The 19,550-nt window shown below is 63.0% G+C and carries 15 protein-coding genes and 2 pseudogenes; 5 read left to right on the forward strand and 12 right to left on the reverse strand.

Annotated features, from left to right (window positions below):
* Window positions 1-899, reverse strand: a pseudogene (locus tag X750_RS153770) (hypothetical protein); the annotation flags it as partial.
* Window positions 900-975: 76 nt separating this feature from the next.
* Window positions 976-2,274 (reverse strand): adenylosuccinate synthase, encoded by a 1,299-nt coding sequence (locus tag X750_RS153765; RefSeq protein ID WP_023684197.1) that lies wholly within the window; start codon window positions 2,272-2,274, stop codon window positions 976-978.
* A gap of 208 nt (window positions 2,275-2,482) precedes the next feature.
* Here X750_RS153765 and X750_RS153760 point away from each other — a divergent pair, with 208 nt between their 5' ends.
* Both X750_RS153760 and X750_RS153755 read left to right on the forward strand, forming a co-directional pair.
* A complete protein-coding gene (locus tag X750_RS153760; protein ID WP_023747276.1) occupies window positions 2,483-3,388 on the forward strand; it encodes a DMT family transporter in 906 nt (301 codons plus the stop codon).
* A 105-nt stretch (window positions 3,389-3,493) separates the two neighbouring features.
* The gene (locus tag X750_RS153755) at window positions 3,494-3,958 is read left to right on the forward strand and encodes a DUF2231 domain-containing protein (RefSeq protein WP_023747277.1); all 465 of its coding nucleotides are present in this window, start codon (window positions 3,494-3,496) and stop codon (window positions 3,956-3,958) included.
* Between the two features lie 65 nt (window positions 3,959-4,023).
* Here the strand turns inward: X750_RS153755 and serA are convergent, their stop codons facing one another.
* The 5 genes from serA to glmM all read right to left on the reverse strand — a co-directional run bounded on the left by serA (window position 4,024) and on the right by glmM (window position 10,479).
* Window positions 4,024-5,625 carry a phosphoglycerate dehydrogenase gene (gene serA, locus X750_RS153750; RefSeq protein WP_023747278.1) on the reverse strand — a complete coding sequence of 534 codons (1,602 nt, stop codon included), beginning with the start codon at window positions 5,623-5,625 and terminating at the stop codon, window positions 4,024-4,026.
* A gap of 57 nt (window positions 5,626-5,682) precedes the next feature.
* Window positions 5,683-6,858 (reverse strand): phosphoserine transaminase, encoded by a 1,176-nt coding sequence (locus X750_RS153745; RefSeq protein WP_023747279.1) that lies wholly within the window; start codon window positions 6,856-6,858, stop codon window positions 5,683-5,685.
* 201 nt (window positions 6,859-7,059) lie between these two features.
* On the reverse strand, window positions 7,060-7,830 hold the full coding sequence (locus tag X750_RS153740; protein WP_023684192.1) for an outer membrane protein: 771 nt from the start codon (window positions 7,828-7,830) through the stop codon (window positions 7,060-7,062).
* Between the two features lie 229 nt (window positions 7,831-8,059).
* Window positions 8,060-8,875, reverse strand: coding sequence for an outer membrane protein (locus X750_RS153735; protein ID WP_023684191.1), 816 nt, complete (start codon window positions 8,873-8,875; stop codon window positions 8,060-8,062).
* A 251-nt stretch (window positions 8,876-9,126) separates the two neighbouring features.
* Window positions 9,127-10,479: a phosphoglucosamine mutase gene (glmM, locus tag X750_RS153730; RefSeq protein WP_023673591.1), complete on the reverse strand. Its 1,353-nt coding sequence runs from the start codon at window positions 10,477-10,479 to the stop codon at window positions 9,127-9,129.
* 347 nt (window positions 10,480-10,826) lie between these two features.
* Between glmM and X750_RS153725 the strand changes: the two genes are divergently transcribed.
* Together X750_RS153725 and X750_RS153720 are read left to right on the forward strand one after the other, a co-directional pair.
* On the forward strand, window positions 10,827-11,828 hold the full coding sequence (locus X750_RS153725; protein WP_023747280.1) for a hypothetical protein: 1,002 nt from the start codon (window positions 10,827-10,829) through the stop codon (window positions 11,826-11,828).
* Between the two features lie 240 nt (window positions 11,829-12,068).
* Window positions 12,069-12,521 carry a hypothetical protein gene (locus X750_RS153720; protein ID WP_023747281.1) on the forward strand — a complete coding sequence of 151 codons (453 nt, stop codon included), beginning with the start codon at window positions 12,069-12,071 and terminating at the stop codon, window positions 12,519-12,521.
* 74 nt (window positions 12,522-12,595) lie between these two features.
* Here X750_RS153720 and X750_RS153715 read toward each other — a convergent pair.
* Window positions 12,596-13,474 (reverse strand): annotated as a pseudogene (locus X750_RS153715) (NAD(P)-binding domain-containing protein); the annotation flags it as partial.
* A gap of 19 nt (window positions 13,475-13,493) precedes the next feature.
* Window positions 13,494-14,258: an SDR family oxidoreductase gene (locus tag X750_RS153710; RefSeq protein ID WP_023747283.1), complete on the reverse strand. Its 765-nt coding sequence runs from the start codon at window positions 14,256-14,258 to the stop codon at window positions 13,494-13,496.
* Window positions 14,259-14,473: 215 nt separating this feature from the next.
* Between X750_RS153710 and X750_RS153705 the strand changes: the two genes are divergently transcribed.
* Complete coding sequence (locus X750_RS153705; protein WP_023673597.1) at window positions 14,474-14,812, forward strand: helix-turn-helix domain-containing protein; 339 nt, start codon at window positions 14,474-14,476, stop codon at window positions 14,810-14,812.
* Window positions 14,813-14,878: 66 nt separating this feature from the next.
* Here X750_RS153705 and ftsH read toward each other — a convergent pair whose 3' ends face one another.
* The 3 genes from ftsH to ybgF all read right to left on the reverse strand — a co-directional run bounded on the left by ftsH (window position 14,879) and on the right by ybgF (window position 19,448).
* On the reverse strand, window positions 14,879-16,804 hold the full coding sequence (gene ftsH, locus X750_RS153700) for an ATP-dependent zinc metalloprotease FtsH (protein ID WP_023673598.1): 1,926 nt from the start codon (window positions 16,802-16,804) through the stop codon (window positions 14,879-14,881).
* A gap of 103 nt (window positions 16,805-16,907) precedes the next feature.
* Window positions 16,908-18,314, reverse strand: a complete 1,407-nt coding sequence (gene tilS, locus X750_RS153695; protein WP_023747284.1) for a tRNA lysidine(34) synthetase TilS — start codon at window positions 18,312-18,314, stop codon at window positions 16,908-16,910.
* A gap of 51 nt (window positions 18,315-18,365) precedes the next feature.
* Complete coding sequence (gene ybgF / locus X750_RS153690) at window positions 18,366-19,448, reverse strand: tol-pal system protein YbgF (protein WP_023726183.1); 1,083 nt, start codon at window positions 19,446-19,448, stop codon at window positions 18,366-18,368.
* Window positions 19,449-19,550: the final 102 nt, after the last annotated feature.

Here is a 19,550-nt window from a genome sequence, read left to right on the forward strand (position 1 = left end):
GGGGTCGCAGGCGCTGGAGCCGCAGGTGGCGCTGGAGCCGGGGGGGGCGGTGTGGTCAGCGCGGCGACGGACTCGCCCTCGCCGATGCCGCTTTGACCGGCCGCGGGACCGGGGTCGGTTTCACCGCCTTCGGGCGACAGGCGCTGGGTGAACTTCGTTCCCTCGCCGGCAGCGGCCGGTGCCGGTGCATCGGCCGCGGGCTTGGCCGGCGCCGGCTTTACCAGCGGTTCGGTCGAGACCGTCTTGGTGTCGCCGCCGAGGCCCAGCATCGAGCCAAAGGCATCCTTGTTCAGCCAGATGCCATAGCCGCCGCCGGCGACCACCAGAAGCGCGACGACAGCCGCGATCAACCCGCCATAGCTGCGCCTGCGCTCGGCGGGGCGCAGGCGTTGGAACGTGTCCGCCGCCGGCTGCTCGTCATTGGCAAAGACATCGGCGCTGTCGTCGTCGGCGTCCAGCTCCGCGGCTTGCTTGTCGATGGTTTCTGCACGCCCTGCAGGCGGTGTCGGCGCGGGCCTCTGCCAGCTCGGCTCTGTCCTGGCGGTCGGCGCCGGCTGCACGGGTTTCGCCGGCTGCCAGGCCGGCGCAGGCGTGGCGGAAGGCTTTACATGACTGGACTGGTTCTTGTTGCGGTCGATGGAGGAGAAGATGTGCTCCAGCTCCGCCAGTGGGTCGGATGCCGGCAGTGCCCTGGCATAGTCGCGCTCGACGCTCGAGATGGCATCTTCCAGGGATCGCTTCTGCGTGCTTATGGCTTCGGCGGCCAGCGGCGGCGAATACTCCGCAAGCTTCTTCGCCAGCATGGTACGAACGCTGTCATAGATCCGCGTACGCTTTTCGGGCGTTTCGTCGCCGTGCTTGTCGAGCGCCTTTTTCAGAATAGCAACGAAATCTGCCATGCTTCAGTCGACCTGTATTTTGTTTCCGCGCCGGCCCCCGCAAATCGGCCGCGATGCCCGGAAAGGCTTCAGAAAACTAGTCTTGAAACGGATCGGTCACAAGTATCGTGTCGTCCCGTTCCGGGCTGGTGGAAAGGAGCGCGACGGGTGCCCCGATCAGCTCCTCGATGTAACGGACATATTTGACGGCCTGCGCCGGAAGGTCGTTCCAGCTGCGCGCGCCGGCTGTGGTGCCTTTCCAGCCTTCGAGCGTCTCGTAGACCGGCTCGACACGCGCCTGCGCGCCCTGGCTGGCCGGCAGATAGTCGATCGTTTCGCCGTCGAGACGGTAGCCGGTGCAGACCTTGATCTCATCCAGCCCGTCGAGCACGTCGAGTTTGGTCAGGGCGATGCCCTTGATACCGTTGACGGCGACGGCCTGGCGCACCAGCACGGCGTCGAACCAGCCGCAACGGCGTTTGCGCCCGGTGACGACGCCGAATTCGTGGCCACGCGTACCGAGAAATTCGCCGATCTCGTTCTTCTGCTCGGTCGGGAACGGGCCTTCGCCGACACGCGTCGTATAGGCCTTGGTGATGCCCAGGACATAGCCGATGGCGCCGGGGCCCACCCCCGAGCCGGCGGCTGCCTGGCCGGCAACGGTGTTGGACGAGGTGACGAACGGATAGGTGCCGTGGTCGATGTCGAGCAGCGTGCCTTGCGCGCCCTCGAACAGGATGCGTTCGCCGGCGCGGCGCTTGTCGTCGAGGATTTTCCAGACGCGGTCCATATAGGGCAGGATCTCATCGGCGACCGAGGTCAGCTCGGTCATGATCGCCTCATGCGTGACTTCGCCATGGCCAAGCCCGCGACGCAGCGCATTGTGATGCGTCAGCAGCCTGTCGACCTTGAGAGGCAGCGTTTCCAAATCCGCCAGATCCATCACCCGAACCGCGCGCCGGCCCACCTTGTCTTCATAGGCTGGGCCGATGCCACGACGCGTCGTGCCAATTTTCGTCCCGGAATTGGAGGCGGCGTCCTCGCGGAATCCGTCCAGCTCCCGGTGCAGCGACAGGATAAGCGCCGTGTTTTCGGCTATTTTCAGGCGGTCCGGCGTGACCTCGACGCCTTGCGCCTTGAGTTTCGCCACTTCCGCGACAAAGGCGTGCGGGTCGAAGACGACGCCATTGCCGATGATCGACAGCTTGCCTTGCCGCACCACGCCCGACGGCAGCAGCGACAGTTTGTAGACCTTGCCGTCGACGACCAGCGTATGGCCGGCATTGTGGCCGCCCTGGAAGCGCACGACCACGTCGGCGCGCTCCGACAACCAGTCGACGATCTTGCCCTTGCCTTCGTCGCCCCATTGCGAGCCGACGACCACCACATTGGCCATGTTTCTTTTCCCTTGAGATGCCGCCCTGGCGGCCTGGATATGGTTCGAAACGACAGGCCTCTATAGCGTCAAGACCTCGCAAGCGCGACCTTTCTTTGCCGCCGAAAATGCCCTGAGGCACAACAATTTTCGGCTTTGACATCATTTACTTGCGTCGGCGGGGGCAATAGGCCGGCAAACACAACTCCCCAAGCGGCCGGAATCCCGCATGCATCGACGCGCCTACCTGTTCCTGCTGCTGACCACCCTGCTGTGGGGCGGCAATTCCGTCGCCGGCAAGCTGGCGGTCGATCACGTCTCGCCGATGACGCTGGTCTTCCTGCGCTGGGTGCTGGCCGTCGCGATCCTGCTGCCGATCGGCTGGCGCACGATCAGGGAGGACTGGCAGGTGGTGCGCAAACACTGGTTCGTGCTGGCTGCACTTGGCGCCAGCGGCTTCACTCTGTTCAACACCATTTTTTACACCGCGCTCAACTACACGACCGCGATCAATGTCTCGATCGAACAGGCGGCAATGCCGGTCTTGATCATCATTGCCAATTTCTTCTTCTTCCGCCTGCGCGTGAGCTGGGCGCAGATTGCGGGCGTGGTGCTGACCATCTTCGGCGTCATCTTGACTGCCTGCCACGGCGATCCGCGCCGGCTGCTCACATTGGAACTCAATTTCGGCGACGCCATCATGCTGGTCGCGGTCGTCCTCTACAGCGGTTATTCGGTCGGGCTGCGGCTGAAGCCGGTGATGCGCTGGCAGAGCCTGATGTTGTCCCTGGCGATCGCTGCCCTCATCACCTCGCTGCCGTTCTTCCTGTGGGAGGTCGCCGCCGGCAAGGTTATCGTCCCCGATATCAGCGGCTGGGTGGTCATCGTCTATACCGCGATCGGCGCTTCGGTCATTTCGCAGATCACTTACATCAGGGGCAACGAACTGATCGGCGCCAACCGTGCCGGGCTGTTCATCAATCTGGTGCCGATCTTCGGCACGCTGCTGTCAGTGCTGATCGTCGGCGAGACATTCCAGCTCTACCAGGCGCTGGCGCTTGCCCTGGTGCTGGGCGGCATTTCGCTCGCCGAATACAGCGGGCGCAAGATGTCGGCACCGAACCGCTGCGGATGACATTTGGCCGCTGCCGCGCTGCGCCGCCGTCGCGATAACTGCTGCCGCGCGCCGACCTGGAACATTTTACCTCTGGCGGAGTTTGCTTGCGTGGGAGGCAACAAGATGAGCCATAACCCTCGCAGCACAGCAAGCATTGCCGGTCACCCCATTCATCCAATGCTGATTCCGTTTCCGATCGCCTTCTTTGTCGGCACCTTCGTTTGCGATCTGATTTTCTGGCAAACAGCCGATCCCGGGTGGGTCAGCGGATCGCTTTGGCTTCTCGGCGCCGGCCTGATCATGGGCGCCTTGGCCGCTCTTACCGGCCTGACGGATGTCCTCGGCGATGTTCAGATCCGCAATCTCACGACGGCATGGCTCCATGCCGGCGGCAACGTGCTCGTCGTGCTGATCGAGCTTTATAACTGGTACTCGCGTTATGTCGGTGGAGCGGCGGCCGTGATTCCGACCGGCTTTATCTTGTCGCTGATCGTGGTTCTGGTCCTGCTGTTTACAGGCTGGAAGGGCTGGGAACTGGTCTATCGGCATCGCGTGGGCGTCTCCGACGGCTCAGACGAATTGACCTGAACCGGCCTCTGCGACGGCCGCCCCAATGATGGGGGGAGGACCGCCGCATCCGCCATGCCCGTCAACTACATCGCGTTGACATCGAACTGCAGCCGCTTGGCCGAGTCGATCGACTTGTGCGCCTTGACCTGTTCCAGCACTTTCTCCGGGAACGGCGCGTCGAGATAGAGCAGCGCAATCGCGTCGCCGCCCGGCCGGTTGCGGCCGAGCTGGAAGTTCGCGATGTTGACGCCGTTCTCGCCGCACACCGTGCCGAGCAGGCCGATAATGCCGGGCGCATCGGCATTGGTTGTGTAGAGCATGTGCTGGCCGACCTCGGCGTCGAGATTGATGCCCTTGATCTGGATGAAGCGCGGCTTGCCGTCGGAGAAGCAGGTGCCGGCGATCGAGCGCGTCATGTGCTCGGTCTTCACCGTCAGCTTGATGTAGCCGTCGAACACGCCCGACTTGTCGCGCTTGACCTCGGCGACGATGATGCCGCGCTCCTTCACCATGATCGGCGCCGACACCATATTGACGTCGGCGACCTGCGGCCGGATCAGTCCGGCAAGCGTGGCACTGATCAAGGCACGCGTGTTCATCGTCGCGGTCGAGCCGTCGAACAGGATCTCGACCTCGTTGATCGGGTCCTCGGTGACCTGGCCGACAAAGGCGCCGAGCACTTCGGCGAGCTTGACGAACGGCTTTAGCCGCGGTGCTTCCTCGGCCGTGATCGAGGGCATGTTGATGGCATTCGAAACCGCACCCTTGATCAGATAGTCGGCCATCTGCTCGGCTACTTGCAGCGCAACATTTTCCTGTGCTTCCGCTGTCGAGGCGCCGAGATGCGGCGTTGCCACCACATTGTCCATGCCGAACAGCGCGTTGTTCTCCGCCGGTTCGACCTCGAACACATCGACGCCGGCGCCCGCCACCTTGCCGCTCTTCAGCGCCGCGACCAGATCGGCTTCGACGATGAGCCCGCCACGCGCGCAATTGATGATGCGCACGCCGTTCTTCATTTTGGCGATCGCCGCCGCGTCGATGATGTTGCGCGTCTTGTCGGTCAGCGGCGTGTGCAGCGTGATGAAATCGGCGCGGGCGAAAAGCTCGTCCAGCTCGACCTTGTCGACGCCGAGTTCCTCGGCGCGCTTGTCCGACAGGAACGGATCGAAGGCGACGACATGCATCTTCAGGCCGACGCCGCGCGTGGCAACGATCGAGCCGATATTGCCGCAGCCGATGACGCCCAGCGTCTTGCCGGTGATCTCGACGCCCATGAAGCGGTTCTTTTCCCATTTGCCGGCATGGGTCGAGGCATTGGCCTCCGGGATCTGCCGGGCGAGTGCAAAGATCATCGCCACCGCATGTTCGGCCGTGGTGATCGAATTGCCGAAGGGCGTGTTCATCACGATGATGCCCTTGCGGCTCGCCGCGGGGATGTCGACATTGTCGACACCGATGCCGGCGCGGCCGACGACCTTGAGTCTTGTCGCTGCGTTGATCAGTTTTTCCGTGACCTTGGTCGCCGAGCGGATGGCAAGGCCATCATACTGGCCGATGACTTCGAGCAGCTTTTCCTTGTCCTTGCCGAGATCGGGCAAATAGTCGACCTCGATACCGCGGTCCTTGAATATCTGGACGGCGGTGGTGGAGAGTTTGTCAGAGACGAGAACGCGGGGCGCCATGGCGGCCTCCTTGAATTGGATTGTCGGGAAAGGGCGGCCCGCAGGCAACACGAAATCTCAGGCTGCGGCCTTCAGCGAAGCCTTCTGCGTGGCGAAGGCCCAGTCGAGCCAAGGCAGCAGCGCTTCGAGATCGGAGGTCTCGACGGTGGCGCCGCACCAGATGCGCAGACCGGGAGGTGCGTCACGATAGGAGCCGATGTCGTACGCGACGCCTTCCTTGTCGAGCACAGAGACGATCGCCTTGGCGAAGGCCGCCTGTCCGTCGGCGTCGAGCGCCGCGACATCGGCGTCGGTGAAGGACAGACACACGGACGTGTTGGACCGTGTCGCCGCATCGACAGCAAGATGGCCGAGCCAGGACGACTTGTCGACAAAGCCATCAAGCACGGCGGCATTGGCATCGGCTCTGGCAATCAACGCATCGAGACCGCCGATCGACTTCGCCCAATGAAGCGCATCGAGATAGTCCTCGACGCACAGCATCGACGGCGTGTTGATGGTCTCGCCCTTGAAGACGCCTTCGATCAGCTTGCCGCCCGAGGTCAGGCGGAAGATTTTCGGCAGCGGCCACGCCGGCTTGTAGGTTTCCAGTCGCTCGACGGCGCGAGGCGACAGGATCAGCATGCCGTGTGAGCCCTCGCCGCCCAGCACTTTCTGCCAGGAGAAGGTGACGACATCGAGTTTCTGGAAATCGAGCCTCTGAGCGAATGCGGCCGAGGTCGCGTCGCAGATGGCCAGGCCTTTGCGGTCGGCTGGAATGAAATCACCATTCGGCACACGCACGCCCGAGGTCGTGCCGTTCCATGTGAAGACCACATCGCGGTCGAAATCGATTTTGGTGAGATCCGGCAGCTCGCCATAGCCTGCCTCGATCTTTCTGACATCGGCGAGCTTCAGCTGCTTGACCACATCGGTCACCCAGCCGGAGCCAAAGCTTTCCCATGCCACCATGTCGACACCGCGTTCGCCGAGCAGCGACCACAGCGCCATCTCGACAGCACCCGTGTCCGACGCCGGCACGATGCCGATACGGTAATCCGCCGGAACCTGGAGAATCTCGCGCGTCAGCTCGATCGCCTGTTCGAGCTTGGTCTTGCCGATCTTGGCGCGGTGGGAACGGCCGAGCGCAGCATTCTTCAGTGCCTCGACCGACCAGCCGGGGCGTTTTGCGCAGGGACCTGAGGAGAAATTGGGGTTTGCCGGACGGAGTCCGGGCTTCGTATGCGTCGTCATCGTGGTCTATCCTTCCAGATAGTGGCCCCTCGTTGGGGAGGGGTGGCCCACGGACGGCGATATGCGTTCAGCCCTCAGGCGTCAAGAGGAAAGTTTTTGTCGCTGGCGGCATACCGGCGATACGGGATCAGCATGTCGTGGGCTAAAACGCAAACAGCGGATCGAAGAGATCCGCCGTTGGGCTTCCGAACAGCAAGCTTCCTACCAGAGGTCGTAGCGCAGGCCGAGCTTGACCTGATGATTGCTGATGCCCTTGCGGATCGGATAGGAGGTCAGGCTCTCGGCCGTGACATATTCGGCATCCGGCGCGGAGAAGTACTGGTAGCCGAGATCTACAGAAACATTCTTGGTCACCTGATAGGCCAGGCCCGCATCCAGCGTGTAGGCGAGGGAATACTGGGTCTTGTTGTCGTTCCGGACGAAATCATCCGTAGGGTCGACATTGTCGGTGAAGTAACTCGCCGACAGCTTGTATTTGCTCCGGACCAGCCCAATGCCGGCGCCGAGGTAGGGCGTGATCCCGACATAAGTGCCGAGATCGACATAGCCATTGACCATGCCCGACAGGGAATAATTTTGCAGCGATGCCGACGCGATGGTCGCACCACCCGGCGGCGGCGTCGCCGAATCGTCAAAGCCGACGCCGATCTTGTTGCCGGGCAGATAGCCAAGATTGACGTCGCCGCGCAGATAGTCGTTGAAGTGGTAGCCGAAGCCGATGCTGGCAAAGGCCGGATCCTGCTTCTCGCTGAAGCTCGCGGGGGCGAAGGTGAAATCCTGATCCTCGTAGCTCTTCTGCGCCAGATAAGAGACGTCGCCGCGCAGATACCAGCCCGAGCCGACCTCGACCGGTTGATAGTCCGGCGCCTGATCGACATAGATCGGCGGATCGTAGTCCGCGGCCTGCGCCGGCGTCAGCGGCACAAGGACGAGTGCGGCGAGCGCCGGCGCTGTCAGCGATTTGAAATTCATGGGTCCCCGGCTCCTGAAATTGGCGCCCGTCATTTTGATCGCAAGCGCCGTTTCAGTAGGCATTGTTAACCATAGTGGTTAAGTGCGGGTTAAGGATAACGCGGCGTACCGAATTGATTTCAATTGGGTTTCTTCGGCACACGCGGCCGGTTGAAAACGCGCAAGCATCGGCAAACGAAAACCGCCCGGCAAGACCGGGCGGTTCGCGAATTCCTGGATTTCGAAGCGACTACTTGGTGTAGATCGGCTCCGGCTCTGGAACGTAGGGCTCCGGCGATGTGCAACCATTATTGCCGCCGAACTGATAGCGCAGACCGCCTCGTACCTCATGTGTGTTGATGCCATGGTCGAAGCCGGGCCCGGAACTGCTCACGTCGAAGTCGAACATGCGGCCCCCCTCAATGTGAGAGTAGCGATAGCCGGCATCCAGGATCACCCTGTCGGTAAGGCAATAGGACGCGCCGGCCATGAGCGCGTAGGCAAAGCGCCAATTCTTCGACCCGGGGTTGGTCTCGGTTGTGTTCGGGTCGTGGACGGTATCCCATTTGACGTGCGCGCCGCCGATGCCAGCGCCAACATAAGGCGTGATGCCGTGCCAGGTGCCGATATCGTAATAGGCGTTGGCCAAGAGCAGCAATGCGCTCATTTTCGACACTTCGACCGATGTCGTAACGCCATCGTTGGTTGATCCGTTGAAGTCCGAAGCGAACCAATAGTCGGCTGTCAGGTCGGTACGGAAATGATCGTTGATCTTGTAGCCAATGCCGGCGCCGAGTGAGAAGCCGCCCTTAAGCTCGCCGGAATCGAAAACATTGCTGCCGGGAGGCGGCCCGTAGGTGATATAGTCGATGCCGCGCAAATCCGATTTATGATAGTCGATGTCGCCGCGGATGTACCAGCCGCCGAAATCGGCCGGCTGCTCGTAGGCGATCGGCGCCGGCGCCTCTTCGACCACCGGCGGCTCCGCCAGATCGGCGGCGAATACTGGCCCGGCCACACCTGCGAACAGCGCGGCAAGGAGGGCCTTTTTTGCTGTATTGAACATGTTTGTCACCCCTGAGAACCGTCGGGAAAGTCCAACTTGCCCGAATGTGATTGACCTCAGTTGTGGATAATGAATTGGAAAAGTTAAAAGGCGTTTAACCCTGTCGATTAACCACGAATTCTCGACATTTTAGCAAACAGTCTCCGCCGGCATAACGCTGGGACCAACCCTGGCCGAAACAAAAAGCCCGCCTGCAGGCGGGCTTGAAGTCTTGAGCCGGCAGTTCGCCCCTGCCGTTGGAGGCAGCGCAATCAGGCGGCGCTGCGCGTTTCCGAAATGATGTCGACGATGTCGTTGACCACGGCCTCGACCAGCTGCGGGTCGTCGCCCTCGGCCATGACGCGGATCAGCGGCTCGGTGCCGGAGGGCCGTATGACCAGGCGGCCGGCCTTGCCAAGACGGTTGCGCGCGTCTTCGATCACCGCCTTGACCGTGGCTTCCTCAAGCGGCTTGCCGCCGGCGATGCGGACATTCTTCAACAGCTGCGGCACCGGCTCGAATTTCTTCGACAATTCGCTGACCGGCCGGTTCTGCCGCTTGATGCAGGCCAGCACCTGCAGAGCCGAGACCAGCCCGTCGCCAGTGGTCGAGAAATCGGACAGCACAATGTGGCCCGACTGCTCGCCGCCGACATTCAACCCGTGCGCGCGCATATGTTCCACGACATAGCGGTCGCCGACCTTGGTGCGATGCAGCTGCAGCTTCATGTCGCCAAGGAAGCGTTCGAGGCCGAGATTGGACATCACCGTCGAGACGACGCCGCCGCCGGCCAGTCGCCCGCTCTGGTGCCAGGACTCGGCGATCAGCGCCATGATCTGGTCACCGTCGACGATGGTGCCGTTCTCGTCGACGATGACGACACGGTCGGCATCGCCGTCGAGTGCGATGCCGATATCGGCGCGCACTTCATGCACCTTCTTCTGCAGGCCGGCCGGATGGGTCGAGCCGCATTCCTTGTTGATGTTAAAACCGTTCGGATCGACATTGATGGCAATGACCTCGGCGCCCAGTTCCCAAAGTGCTGCTGGCGCCACCTTGTAGGCCGCGCCGTTGGCGCAATCGACGACGATCCTGAGACCCGACAGCGACATTGAGCGCGGCAGCGTGCGCTTGGCGAATTCGATGTAGCGGTCATGCACGCCGTCGACGCGCTTGGCGCGGCCAAGTCCGTCGGAATCGGCGAGCGCCAGTTCGATATCCTTGTCGAGCATGCTCTCGATGCGCTCCTCGATCTCGTCGGAGAGCTTGTACCCGTCGGGACCGAACAGCTTGATGCCGTTGTCGTAATAGGGATTGTGCGAGGCCGAGATCATGACGCCGATATCGGCACGCAGCGAGCGTACCAGCATGGCGACCGCCGGTGTCGGGATCGGGCCGAGCAGGAACACATCCATGCCGGCCGCGCACAGGCCGGACACCATGGCGTTTTCGATCATGTAGCCGGACAGCCTGGTATCCTTGCCGAGCACGACGCGGTGGCGATGGCTGCCGCGCTGGAACGAGAGGCCGGCGGCCATGCCGACCCGCATCGCGATCTCAGCCGTCATCGGAAACTTGTTGGCGCGCCCGCGAATGCCGTCGGTGCCAAAATAACGTCCTGCCATGCTTGCCAGAATCCCCGTCGGTTTTTCAGCCGGCTCGTAATGCCACAATTGGTCCGAGCCCGACTATCACATTGTGTGATTGTATATTACCAATTCTTAGAAAATCATTGTAGCAGGCTGTTCGGAGCGTTGGGCAACGTACCATGACACGGTGTTGCCGCAATATAGCATTCACACTGGGCCACACCGCGCAGATTGGGCCGGTAAGCCGGACTGTTGGAGGGGGCAGATCGCAATGGATCCATCACCTTATCGGGAGAACGCCGTTTAGCATCTGGCGCAGCCTAGCGTTGAGAGCTATTGATTTACACAGGTACAACCTATGGGCGCAGCAACGGGAGAAACGCATGCTCATCCACCGACTTGCAACTTTGACGGGTCTTGCCGTCGCAACCTTGTTCATGGCGGCGCCCGCCAGCGCGCTGACCATGGCCCAGTGTAGTACCAAGTATAATGCCGCCAAGGACGCCGGCACGCTGAACGGGCAGACCTGGAATCAGTATCGGAAGGCCGAGTGCGGCACCGACGCGGCGGCCACCACCGAGACCGCAAAGCCGGCGGCCAAGAAGGCCGCTGCGGCCAAGACGGACACGACCAAGGCCGCCGCTGCTGATGATGGCGCCAAGGGTCTGACGGCCAAGGAATGCAGCGCTAAGTACCAGGCTGCCAAGGCCGCCGGTACGCTCAATGGCGCAAAGTGGAACGACTTCCGCAAGACCGAATGCGCCGCCGGCGCATCCGCCGCGGCAGAACCGGCCAAGGACACGACCAAGGCCGCAGCCACAACCGACGATGGCGCCAAGGGCCTGACGGCCAAGGAATGCAGCGCCAAATACCAGGCGGCAAAGGCCGCCGGCACACTGAACGGCGTGAAGTGGAACGACTTCCGCAAGACCGAATGCGCCGCCGGGGCCTCGGCCGCGGCAGCGCCCGCCAAGGCAACCACCAAGGCAACTGCCGACAGCAGCGGCAAGGGCCTGAGCATGGCCGATTGCAGCGCCAAGTACCAGGCTGCCAAGTCTGCCAATACGCTGGGCGGCAAGAAGTGGAACGACTTCCGCAAGGCCGAATGCGGCGCAGGCGCAGATGACGACGACACCGTGCCCGCTCCTAGCGAGGCGACCTATACCAGCGAGCCCGAGAAGCCCTCGGTCAGCGCTCCCAAAGGTGTCAAGTTCCCGGCCGCGATCTCAAAGAAATACGCCGGCGAGACGCCGGCCAAGGGCCGCATGCATACCTGCCTCGAGGTGTATTATGCCAACAAGGACGCCAACACGCTCAATGGCCTGCGCTGGATCCAGAAGGGCGGCGGCTTCTACAGTCTCTGCAACGCCAAGCTGAAGAGCTGATCGCGTAGCCATATTCTCCAGACAAAGGCCCGCGCATCGCAGCATGCGCGGGCCTTTTTGTTGCGCTCGAAGACACCTGGCGTTGCTCGCGTTTACATATCGCGGAAGCTGTCGGCATCATCTATTCGCCCACACTGCCCACCGCAGACTTATGGTCGGTTCGCAAAGATTCTAATTGAACATATGCAGAACAAATGGTATACAAAAAGACATCGAACTTTTGTCAACCAGGAGGGTCTTATGTCCAGATTGAAATTGGCGGCATTGGCTGTGACGGCATGGATTGCTTGGAGCGTCGCCCCTGCAAGCGCACTGACGATGAAGGAATGCGGCGAGGCCTATCGCACAGCCAAGGAAGGCGGCACTCTGAACGGCATGGATTGGACCGCTTTCCGCACAGAGAAGTGTGCGACGTCAGCTGCGGAGAGTGCCAATGCGGATGCGGTCAAAACCGAGCCGCAGCCGCAGAAGGAAACCAGCGCGGCGGTCGCCCCCGCTGTAGCGCCGACGGGCGTGACATTCCCGACCAGCCTCGCCGCCGAATTCAAGACCGAGAAGCCCTCGAAGGCGCGGATGAAGACCTGCCTGCAGGGCTACCACGGCAACAAGGACGCGGGTACGTTGAACGGCCTTCGCTGGATCCAGAAGGGCGGCGGCTATTACAGCCTCTGCAACGCCAAGCTGAAGAGCTGATCGACCAGCAGCGTTTGAAGATCGAAGGCCCCCCAACCGCAAGGTTGGCGGGCCTTCTCTTGGGTCTTGCCCCGTCAAGCGCCTTGTTTCGAGAGCAGTGCGACCAGGCTTGTAAGATCGGCATTGGCCTGGCCGGCAGCCACCCCGCGCTTCATGAGGCTTTGCATCGGCAGGACGAGTTCGGTGCTGACATCAGCCGACCTGCTGGCATCGATGAGATTGACGTAGGCATCAGCCTGCATGCCCAGGTTGGAAACGACATTGCTGGTGTGATCGCCACTGTCGATCTGTTCCGCCCACTTCGGCAGCAGGCCTTGCATCGACTGAAGCCAGGAGGCCAGCAGCGGCATGAACTCGCCGGCCGGGATTCCTGCTGCGCCCGTTAATGCCAACGCCTGCAGAACGCCCGCGAACATGCCGTACATGCCGGTCAGAAGCGAGATATCATAGAGCGGCGCGAGGCCAGCATCCTCACCGAGGAATTTGCTGGTGCCGAGCGCTCCGAGCTGCCCCGAACAGGCATCGAACGCCTGGCGCGAACCGCTGTAGAGAATCAAGGCGTGCGGCCCGCCGATCATCGGCGGCACCGCCATGATGCCGCCGTCGATATAGCTGGCGCCCTGGCTCACCGCCCAGCCCGACATCGCCCGCGCCTGCTCGGGCGTGCCGTTGGTGAGATTGACCAATGTGCGGCCCGACAGCGCGTCTCGGCTTGGGCCGAGCACCTCACGAACGGTGTCATAGACAAGCAGGCACGCCACGATCAGTGGACTCCATCTGACGGCTTCCTCGACACTCTTGGCCACAATGGCGCCCTTGGCTGCCAAAGCCTCAGCCTTTGCCGGAGAACGGTTCCACACCGTCACCGCATGTCCCTGGTTCAGAAAGGCTTCGGCAAGCGCCGTGCCCATGGCGCCGAGACCGATTACTGTTATGTCGCTCATTCTGCTTCTCCTTGGTTTGGTTGCGCGGTTACGCCGGTGTCGGGCTCAGGTCCTGGCCAAGGCCACCGTCCACGGTCAGCCGCGCGCCCGTGGTGAAGGTCGCGTCGAACGCCAGGAACAGCACTGCGCGCGCCACCTCCTCCATCGTGCCGTGGCGCTTCATCGGCGTGACCGCGTCGCCGATCGCCATGAAGGCGGCCCGCTCCTCGGCCGAGGCGTCGGCCACACCCATCGTCGGCGTATCGATGAAACCAGGGCTGACCACATTCACGCGGATGCGGCGCGGCAGAAGCTCGGCGGCCAGGACCTTGGCGAAGGCGCGCAGTGCCGCCTTCGATCCGGAATAGACGCTCATGCCGCCGGTGCCGGATTCGTCGGCGATCGACGAGGTGAAGACTATGGCGCCACCATCCCTGATGTGGGGCAGCAGGCGCTGCGCGGTAAAGAAAGCGCCTTTGGTGTTGATGTCGAAGGTGCGATCGTAACTGTCCTCGGTGACCCGCTCCACGGGTTCGAGATTGGCCACCCCGGCATTGACGTGAAGAAAGTCGATCTGGCCAAGCTTCTGCCCCACTTCGGCACCGAGCGTGACGATATCGGCCATGTCTGAGATATCGGACCGCACGACATGAGCTCGCGAAAGCAGCTTGGCTCGCGCGGCCTCGATGTTGCGCTGGTCGCGGCCGGTGACCAGGACCTCGGCGCCGCTTTCGATCAGGGCTTCGGCAACGGCGAGCCCCATGCCGTGCGTCCCGCCGATGACAACGGCCTTCTTGTTTGCGTATCGTGTCATGATCCATCCGTTTTTGACAAAATCCGGCCGCCGACGGCCTTTGCAGGTCGAAGCGAGGTACCGATATGATGTTGTGGTGTTCGCCGATGCCGGCGAGCTGGTTTGAAGCTATGGACCGGCTTGGTTTTTCTCAAGTACCGACAAAAATGTAAGCTACCCACCGATTGCTCAGAATTGGATGAAACATGGGAAAGAAACAGCCAGATAGTTGCGGATTGGGGCCGGCGCTGGAGGTCATCAGCGGCAAATGGAAGGCGCTACTGCTCTGGCAGATTCACAAGGCGCCGGCACGATTCGGTGAGCTGAAGCGGCTGGTGCCTGACATCAGCGAAAAGATGCTGATCCAACAGCTGCGCGAAATGGAGGCCGACGGCATCGTCCATCGCGAAATCTTTCCCGAGGTGCCGCCGAGGGTCGAATACTCGATTACCGAATTCGGCATCGAGCTGGACAATGCCCTGATCCCGCTGGCCAGATGGGGCAAGCAACATGCTGGCCGGACTGACGGTGTGCGCCCCGGCAAAGCAAATGCATCCGTCCCGCATGCTCTTTGAGAGACCCTGAATAGCAAAACGCCGCGGATTGAGCCGCGGCGTTTTCTTGCATCAAGTGATGTCAGCTCAGCTCGACGGCTGAGGCTCCATGCCGCCTTCGGGCTCGGGACCCTTCTTGCGGCGGCCGGACTTCGGCACAGCCGAGCCGCGGCTTGTGGGGGTGTCATCCCCCAAATCTCGCGCGGGCTTCTGCCCGGCGATCAGCTGCTTGATCTCTTCGCCCGAAAGCGTCTCGTATTCGAGCAGGCCCTGCGCCAGAGCGATCCATTCCTTCTTCTTCTTGGTCAGAATGGACTTGGCCGTGACATAGGCCTCGTCGATCAGCCGGCGCACTTCGGCGTCGATGATCTGCGCGGTCTCTTCCGAGACGTTCTGCGTGCGCGCCACCGAATGGCCGAGGAAAACCTCTTCCTGGTTGTCGCCATAGGCGACATGGCCGAGCTTGTCGGAGAAGCCCCAGCGCGTGACCATGGCGCGCGCCAGCTTTGTCGCCTGCTCGATGTCCGAGGACGCGCCGGAGGTGATGTTCTCCTTGCCGAACTTGAACTCCTCTGCGACGCGGCCGCCCATCATGATGGCAAGCCGCGAGATCATGTATTTGTAGCTCATCGAATAGCGGTCGCCTTCCGGCAGTTGCATGACCATGCCGAGCGCGCGACCGCGCGGGATGATGGTCGCCTTGTGCAGCGGATCGGCCGACGGCACGTTGAGCGCCAGGATGGCGTGGCCGGCCTCGTGATAGGCCGTGAGTTCCTTTTCGGCCTGGGTCATGGCCGACGAGCGGCGCTCGGCGCCCATCATGATCTTGTCCTTGGCGTCCTCGAACTCCGCCATGGTGACAAGGCGCTTGTTGCGGCGCGCCGCCATCAGAGCGGATTCATTGACCAGGTTCATCAGGTCGGCGCCCGAGAAGCCCGGCGTGCCGCGTGCGATCACCTTGAGGTCGACATTCGGCGCCAGCGGCACGTTGCGCACATGCACCTTGAGGATCTTCTCACGACCGACGATGTCGGGGTTCGGCACCACCACCTGGCGGTCGAAACGGCCCGGACGCAGCAGCGCCGGGTCGAGCACGTCGGGCCGGTTGGTGGCGGCGATCAGGATGATGCTCTCGTTGGACTCGAATCCGTCCATCTCGACCAGCAACTGGTTCAGCGTCTGTTCGCGCTCATCATTGCCACCGCCGAGGCCGGCGCCGCGATGGCGGCCGACAGCGTCGATTTCGTCGATGAAGATGATGCAGGGAGCATTCTTCTTGGCCTGGTCGAACATGTCGCGCACACGGCTTGCGCCGACGCCGACGAACATCTCGACGAAGTCGGAGCCCGAAATGGTGAAGAACGGCACATTCGCTTCGCCGGCGACGGAGCGGGCGAGCAGCGTCTTGCCGGTGCCGGGAGGTCCGACCAGAAGCACGCCGCGCGGGATCTTGCCGCCGAGGCGCTGGAACTTCTGCGGATCGCGCAGGAACTCGACGATCTCTTCCAGATCTTCCTTGGCCTCGTCGACGCCGGCGACATCCTGGAAGGTGACGCGGCCATGCGCCTCAGTGAGAAGCTTGGCCTTCGACTTGCCGAAACCCATGGCGCGGCCGGAGCCGGACTGCATCTGGCGCATGAAGAATATCCACACGCCAAGGATCAGGATCATCGGCAGATAGGAGATCAGATAGCTGAACAGCGAGTTGGAACCGTCCGACTCAGGCCGCGCATTGATGGTGACGTTCTTGTCCTGCAGCCGCGAGACCAACTGCGGATCGCCAGGCGAATAGGTCTGGAAGCCATTGGCGTTGTCGGCGTAGGTGCCCGTGATGCGGGCGCCGGCGATGACCACCGTCTTGACCCGGCCGGCCGCGACCTCTTGCAGGAACTGCGAATAGGGAACGTCGGTCGAGGCCCCGCGAGTCTGCGGCGTCTGGAACAGATTGAAGAGAGCAATGAGCAGGACCGCTATGATCGCCCAGAGCGCGAGATTGCGATAATTCGGATTCATCAATTGTCCCGTTGGTGCCCGCTGGGACACGCGTCATGAGAGGAAACTTGCGCCTAACATAGGGAGAGCGCCCCCCCTTGCCAAGCATAACAGCACGTCTGGGTTAAGCTTTCGCGCCATGATCAACCGGCACTGTGGCGGCCAAAGGGCAAGCCGGGACAGGCGGTGCGCCGATCAACTCGGCCACGGCCTGCGCCAACACCAGATCGAAGCACGGCAGGAAACGGGCAAAGGGCGCAACGACCGGGCTGACGGCGATTGCCGGCGCCGCCGCTACATCCCCTGCAAAACCACGGCATTCGCCGCCGCGCCACAGCGCCGGTTCCGCAGCCAGGGCGGCGCGCACAAGGCTTGGCGGCGCGCCATCCCCGGCAATCGGCGTTTTGGCGGCGGCAGCGGCGCCAAGCGGCGCGATCAACCATGCACCCGGACTGTCGTCCAATGTGATCGCCCCGGCTTCGATGTGTGGCGTGATCCGCCGGCGACCGTCCCAAAGCAGAGCGCCAGCTACCGGCGCGGAACGCGGCAGGTCGCGCGATTCACGGCGCAGGAAGATGCCGTTTCGCCTGATATCGACGACCGCCCGCGACAATGTGGCGCAAAGCCGACCGGCCCGCATTTGCTCGAACAGCGCTTCGCTGCGCGCCTGGTCCGGCAACAAGGCGGTGCCGCCCGTCGCCGCCAGCAGGACACGCAGCGCATAGACCGCGGCTCGCGTGTCGTCAGCTTCGGCAAGACCGGGATCGAGACGGATGAGACCCCTCGCCGGCCGGCTGGCAAATTCACCGATCAGGGCGGCGGCGCGGCGACCGAGTTGTTCGCGCTCGCCGGCGGCCCGCCTGGCCAGGCCGATCGCTTCGGCAAAACGCTGCCCGCTCCGGTCTTCGCCGAGCACGGCCCGGATGCGCGGGCGTTCGAAATTCGTGTCGATGTTGGTCGGATCCTCCGCCCAGCCGACATGTTCGCGCTGCAGGAAGGCGCGCAACGCCGCGCGCCGAGCGCCGAGCAGCGGCCGCGCGATCCAGGTCCGCCAGTCATAGAGGGTGGCAGGCGCCATGCCGGCGAGACCTCGGCCTGCAAGCTCTCGCCCGTCATTCCGCGCGGCTCGCATCAGGACGGTCTCGGCCTGGTCGTCGGCGGTGTGGCCGGTCACGATCACACCAATGCCTTGCGCCTGCGCTGCCTCGGCCAGCAACCGGTAGCGCGCCTCGCGCGCCGCCGCGGGCAGGCCGGCCGACGGCTTGGCGCCGGACCAGTTGAGCGTCCGGTGCGCGATGCCGCGCTCGGCACAAAGCTTTGCCACGCTGCGCGCTTCGGCTGCTGCTTCCGGACGCAGGCCGTGGTCGATCGTCACCGCCAGCAGCCGGGCTGTCGGGGCGCTGCGGTCGAGGTGAGCCTTGAGGAGAAGAAGGAGGGCGGTCGAGTCGCTGCCGCCGGACACGGCCGCAAGCGCGCCGTTGGTAAAGTCGATCTGCGAAAAATTCGAAAGGTCAGGCTCGGTATCGAGCATCAATGCATGTCGCGCAAAAGTGGTCCCGGTTCTGGGACAACACGGCAAAGACTAGCACGCCGCCAGCGCCCTCTCCTGCTTGACGCGTTCCTTGAGCGCGGCCGAAATATCGGGATAGCGCTTGCCGATCTCGCCGAAGGTGGCGCAGGCGACATCCTTCTGCTTGAGGCCGACCAGCGACACGCCAAGCTTCAGGAGCATGTCAGGCGCCTTCTTGGCCTTCGGATAGTCCTTGCTGGCGGAGAGGAAAACCTCGGCAGCGTCATGATACTTCTGCTGGCCAAGCAGCGATTCGCCAAGCCAGTAATGCGCGTCCGCCGCCTTGGCGTCCTTCGGGAACCGGGCGATGTGGTCGCGAAAACCCTGCTCGGCGGTGCTGTAGTCGCCCGACAGGATGAACTGGTAGGAGTTGCGGTAGATCTCTTCCGGGTTGTTGGTGGCAGGCAGCGCCGCCACCACCGTGCCGTCCGACTTGCCGGTCTTAGCCCCGGCAGCCGGCGCCTCGGCGGCGGGAGCCGCACCTTCCGCCGGCGCCGCTGCCTGCGTGTTGCCGCCGGCGTCGATTACATTGCCGTTCTTGTCGACGGTAATGGTGCCGAAGGTCTTGGGCGGCGTGCCGTTGATCACCTTGCCGGGATCGCCGGTCTGCGATTCGACGATGACCTCGCCGACGCTCTGGCCGCCATCCGACTGCGCGCCGGCACCGGCCGGCGCCTGGTCTGCCGGGGCCTCGGCGACGCCGGTGCCCGCGCCACCGTCCTGCGGCGCGGCCTCCGATTTCTTCTGGGCCGGCGGCTGCCCGCTGGAGCCGCCTTCCAACTGCTGGAAGCGGAACTCGTTGTCTTCCTGCTGCTTGCGCATCTGCTCCTGCATCTGCAGGATCTGGAAGTTGAGTTCCTCGAGCTTGCCGTTCATCTGCCGGAGCTGATCTTCCAGCCCCGCGGCGGCGGTGCCGTCCTGCTGCTGCGCGATCTGTTGCTGCTCCGGCTTCTCCTTCTTGCCGAAAATGCCGAGCGTCGGCAGATGGAAGGAAAAGCCGCTATCCGCGGGTTGTCCGGTGCCGCTCGCAGAAGCCGCGAAGCCTGATACGAGCAGCAGCGCAAGCGTGCCGCTCAAGACCGATCTGAAATGCATGTGCCTCTCGCCGTGAATATCGTGAGCCTGTTCGCGCCTTCCGATCACAGTGGGACCGGCACGACGCCCTCGGCTCTTAGCAGGAGGCGAGACTTCGGCCAA

The sequence above is a fragment of the Mesorhizobium sp. LNJC391B00 genome (genome assembly GCF_000502535.1).
Lineage (GTDB): Bacteria > Pseudomonadota > Alphaproteobacteria > Rhizobiales > Rhizobiaceae > Mesorhizobium.

Bases quoted from the DNA above. Each gene is read 5' to 3' on its own strand.
- X750_RS153765 (WP_023684197.1), bottom strand. From the start codon at position 2,274: ATGGCCAATGTGGTGGTCGTCGGCTCGCAATGGGGCGACGAAGGCAAG.
- X750_RS153760 (WP_023747276.1), top strand. From the start codon at position 2,483: ATGCATCGACGCGCCTACCTGTTCCTGCTGCTGACCACCCTGCTGTGG.
- X750_RS153755 (WP_023747277.1), top strand. From the start codon at position 3,494: ATGAGCCATAACCCTCGCAGCACAGCAAGCATTGCCGGTCACCCCATT.
- serA (WP_023747278.1), bottom strand. From the start codon at position 5,625: ATGGCGCCCCGCGTTCTCGTCTCTGACAAACTCTCCACCACCGCCGTC.
- X750_RS153745 (WP_023747279.1), bottom strand. From the start codon at position 6,858: ATGACGACGCATACGAAGCCCGGACTCCGTCCGGCAAACCCCAATTTC.
- X750_RS153740 (WP_023684192.1), bottom strand. From the start codon at position 7,830: ATGAATTTCAAATCGCTGACAGCGCCGGCGCTCGCCGCACTCGTCCTT.
- X750_RS153735 (WP_023684191.1), bottom strand. From the start codon at position 8,875: ATGTTCAATACAGCAAAAAAGGCCCTCCTTGCCGCGCTGTTCGCAGGT.
- glmM (WP_023673591.1), bottom strand. From the start codon at position 10,479: ATGGCAGGACGTTATTTTGGCACCGACGGCATTCGCGGGCGCGCCAAC.
- X750_RS153725 (WP_023747280.1), top strand. From the start codon at position 10,827: ATGCTCATCCACCGACTTGCAACTTTGACGGGTCTTGCCGTCGCAACC.
- X750_RS153720 (WP_023747281.1), top strand. From the start codon at position 12,069: ATGTCCAGATTGAAATTGGCGGCATTGGCTGTGACGGCATGGATTGCT.
- X750_RS153710 (WP_023747283.1), bottom strand. From the start codon at position 14,258: ATGACACGATACGCAAACAAGAAGGCCGTTGTCATCGGCGGGACGCAC.
- ftsH (WP_023673598.1), bottom strand. From the start codon at position 16,804: ATGAATCCGAATTATCGCAATCTCGCGCTCTGGGCGATCATAGCGGTC.
- tilS (WP_023747284.1), bottom strand. From the start codon at position 18,314: ATGCTCGATACCGAGCCTGACCTTTCGAATTTTTCGCAGATCGACTTT.
- ybgF (WP_023726183.1), bottom strand. From the start codon at position 19,448: ATGCATTTCAGATCGGTCTTGAGCGGCACGCTTGCGCTGCTGCTCGTA.